Source organism: Acinetobacter sp. NIOH-H-8 (assembly GCF_046635365.1).
In the GTDB taxonomy this organism is placed as follows: Bacteria; Pseudomonadota; Gammaproteobacteria; order Pseudomonadales; family Moraxellaceae; genus Acinetobacter.
Genome location: NZ_JBHDVN010000300.1, coordinates 1 through 405, shown reverse-complemented (window position 1 = coordinate 405; position 405 = coordinate 1). Strand labels below are relative to the sequence as shown.

Sequence of the window (405 nt, the reverse complement as noted above, 5' to 3'; positions counted from 1 at the left end):
GCCCCATTGCGGGCTAAAGCACCACTCTCTTGGAACAGGATGCAAAAATGGTTACTTTCCACACTCATCACGGCGATATCGTAATCAAAACCTTTGATGATAAAGCGCCTGAAACAGTTAAAAACTTCCTGGACTACTGCCGCGAAGGTTTTTACAACAACACCCTTTTCCACCGTGTGATTAACGGTGTTATGATTCAGGGCGGCGGCTTTGAGCCGGGCATGAAACAGAAAGCCACCAACGAGGCGCTCAAAAACGAAGCCAACAATGGTCTGAAAAATACCCGTGGTACGCTGGCGATGGCGCGTACTCAGGCACCACATTCGGCTACCGCGCAATTCTTCATCAACGTGGCAGACAACGACTTCCTGAACTTCTCCGGCGAAAGTCTGCAGGGCTGGGGCT

At 50.9% G+C, this 405-nt stretch carries 1 protein-coding gene; it reads left to right on the top strand.

Annotated elements, in window-relative coordinates; all coding sequences use genetic code 11:
- Window positions 1-47 precede the first annotated feature (47 nt).
- Window positions 48-405, top strand: a 358-nt coding sequence (locus ACEWB7_RS18340) for a peptidylprolyl isomerase (protein ID WP_411581139.1), incomplete at its 3' end; no start/stop codon positions are given.